3 protein-coding genes are annotated in these 2,925 nt (G+C 69.7%); 2 read left to right on the top strand and 1 reads right to left on the bottom strand.

Annotation, left to right across the window (positions count from 1 at the left end; translation table 11 throughout):
• A partial coding sequence (locus tag VMD50_RS27745; protein WP_325432838.1) for an ATP-binding cassette domain-containing protein occupies positions 1–954 on the top strand: 954 nt, incomplete at its 5' end.
• A gap of 196 nt (positions 955–1,150) precedes the next feature.
• On the opposite strand, the gene VMD50_RS27740 is transcribed toward VMD50_RS27745, so the two are convergent.
• Positions 1,151–2,002: a LysR family transcriptional regulator gene (locus VMD50_RS27740; protein WP_325432835.1), complete on the bottom strand. Its 852-nt coding sequence runs from the start codon at positions 2,000–2,002 to the stop codon at positions 1,151–1,153.
• 168 nt (positions 2,003–2,170) lie between these two features.
• Between VMD50_RS27740 and VMD50_RS27735 the strand changes: the two genes are divergently transcribed.
• Positions 2,171–2,925: DMT family transporter (locus tag VMD50_RS27735; RefSeq protein ID WP_325432839.1), on the top strand; the 755-nt coding region annotated here is incomplete at its 3' end.

Genomic DNA, 2,925 nt, shown 5'->3' with positions numbered 1-2,925 from the left:
GCCCTGGACGCCGCCGCCAGACCGGCCGCCATCGCCGAGGCGATGCCCACCGCGGCGATCGGGGCCAGCGTGCTGGGCGCGGTGGTGGCCGGGATCGGGTTGGCGCACGCCGTCGCGCCCACCACCCTGGCCGTGCTGATGTTGTTGCCGCTGTCCGCGTTCGAGGCGACGACGCCGCTGCCGGCCGCCGCGGTCCAGCTGACGCGGTCGCGGATCGCCGCGCGTCGCCTGCTCGACCTGGCTCCCCCGGACCACCCGCCGCGGGCCGGCCGGCCGGTACCCGCGGGCACCGGGGGACTGTCGGCCGATGTCCGCGCCGGTCACACGTCGCGATCGATCCCGGCGCGGCTGGACCTGCCGGCGGGCGCCCGGCTGGCCGTCACCGGTGCCAGCGGCTCGGGCAAGACCACGCTGCTGATGACCCTCGCCGGGTTGATCTCGCCACTGGACGGGCGGGTGACGCTGGACGGAACCGACGTCATCCGCTTCGACGAGGACGGATTGCACAGGGCGGTCAGCTTTTTCGCCGAGGACGCACATGTCTTCGCGACCACGGTCCGAGACAACCTGCTGGTGGCCCGCGGCGACTGTCCCGACGACGAACTGACGGCGGCGCTGGGCGCGGTGGGCCTCGGCGAGTGGCTCGCGGGATTGCCCGAAGGGCTGTCGACGGTGTTGACCGGTGGCGCGCAGGCGCTCTCGGCGGGCCAGCGCAGGCGGCTGCTGCTCGCCCGGGCGGTGATCTCCCCCGCCCGCATCGTGTTGCTGGACGAGCCGACCGAACACCTCGACGCGGCCGATGCCGAGCGGGTGCTGCGCGATCTGTTGGGCCCCGATGCCGGACTGATGTCGGCGGAGCGGACCGTGGTGGTGGCTACCCACCACTTACCCAAGGGCCTGCACTGTCGCGAACTGCGCATCGAGCACGGGTCTGAAGCCGCCGTCACGCGGTAGCCCCCCGGCGTTCTGCGCAGCTCACAGCGAGGCGGCAATTTCCCGACCGGGTTGCCATTCCCGCCGAAATCTCGTTGACCCGAACTGCCGTCGGCCGAGGTGTCGCCGGGCGTCCATGGCGTGGGATATACGAACGCTATTGCGCGCCAGTCTTTTTCGCAGCCCCGTCCTGGAGATGCGGCCCGGCACCCATCGTTCAGCTTTCGGCGGCCAAGACGTCACGCACGGCGGCGTCGACGGTGCTGAGCACGTCGGGCGCGATGCCGGCACGGCCGCGCACCAAGATCGACGCGCAATTGGCCGGCGGCAGCCCCTCTGCCGGGCACAGGCCGTCGGGAAGCTTTCCGATCATCGGCAGCAGCGCCACCCCCAGGCCAGACCGCACGGCCGCGTAGAGCCCGGACAGGTCGCCGCACTCGGCGGCGATCTCGTAGGCGATGTCACGCTTCTCGAGAACCGAAAACGCCGGCTCCCGCAACGTACACGGCTCGGAAAAAATCACCAGCGGCAGCGGATCGTCCGTCGACGCCGCGAACGTGCGCGCCGAAACCCATTGCAGCCGAACCAGACCCGACACATTGATGCGATCCAAACCTGCCCCGTCGAGCATGACCGCCAGGTCCACCAGCCCGCGTTCGATGGAGTCGGCCAGCGACACATTGCGATCGAGCCGGAAACGGACCCGCCGGTCGGGAAGTCGCTCACGCAGCGCTCGAGTCAGGCCGGCCAGCATCACGTCGGCGCCGTGTTCGGTGGCGCCGATCGTCAACAGCGCCCGTTCGGTTGCGCCCAGGTCGTCGAGCGCCGCGTCGTGCGCGGCCAGGATGGTGCGGGCATGCCGCAGCACTTTCTGACCGACCTCGGTGAACACGATCCCGCGGCCCGAGCGCTCGACCAGCGCCTGGCCGACCACCGCTTCGATTCTGCGCAGGTGCTGGCTGACGGCGGACTGGCTCAGGTGCTGCACGGCGGCAGCGCGGTGAAATCCGCCACAGTCGGCGACAGCGACGAGGCTGCGCAGGGGCGCGATGTCCAGGACCTGGGCCATACCCGTACGATAGTTCGATTCGTATCCATGATCAATAGTGCAGATGGCCACCCGAAAATCGGCTCAGCTGACAACCAAAGATAAGCATCAACGATCGGTAGCGACCAACAATAATCGTTGGACTCGGTCGGTCGGCGAGGCCAACATGGGGGCATGGACTTGCCGCGCATGCCGCTGTCCACCGCCTCGGCGGTGACCCTCCTCTACGCGCTCGGTTACCCGATCGGGGCCCTTGCGGTGGCCGCGATGACGCCGATGGCCGCATTGGTGCTGCGGTTCGCTTTGGCGGCATCGATTCTGACGGCCTGGACCGTGCTGGCCAAGGCGCCCTGGCCTCGGGGTGCGCAATTCGGTCACGTGGTGGTGGCCGGGCTGCTGATCCAAGCCGTCCAGTTCTGCTGCCTCTACGAGGCCCTTCAGCTGGGCTCGCCCGCGGTGCTCGGTGCGGTGGCGATCGCGATGAATCCGGTGACCACGGCGATTCTCGGCACCGTGTTCCTGCGGGAGCCGCTTGGTCCCCAGCGGTTGGCCGCGCTGGTCCTCGGCGTCGTCGCCGTGCTCGCCGCGTGCGCCGGGCGGCTGATGAGCACCCGCGGCGTGGACCCCGTTATCCTGCTGCTTGTCGTTGCCCTGCTTGGTCTTTCGGCCGGCGGCGTGTATCAGCAGCGATTCTGCGCCGGGGTCGACTTCCGCGCAATGAGCGCCATGCAGAATGCAGTGGCCCTGATTCCCGCGGCGGCCCTTGCGGCCCTCACGCCATTCGCCGTCCACGACGGCGTCAAGGCGGCGATCGCGGTCGGCGGCATCGTGCTGTTGAACGCCACGCTGGCCGTCAGCCTGTACGTGCGGGCCATCAATACCCACGGCGCGGCGGCGGTGGCGATGCTGTTTGCCGTCATTCCCGCGGTCGCCGCGGTGCTGTC

Source organism: Mycobacterium sp., from assembly GCF_035506235.1.
Taxonomy (GTDB): Bacteria; Actinomycetota; Actinomycetes; order Mycobacteriales; family Mycobacteriaceae; genus Mycobacterium.
Note: the sequence above shows the minus strand (reverse complement) of the source record. Positions and strands in the feature narration are given on the sequence as shown.

What these genes read in the sequence shown, in the direction of transcription:
- VMD50_RS27740 (WP_325432835.1), bottom strand. Translation starts at nt 2,002, where the DNA reads ATGGCCCAGGTCCTGGACATCGCGCCCCTGCGCAGCCTCGTCGCTGTC.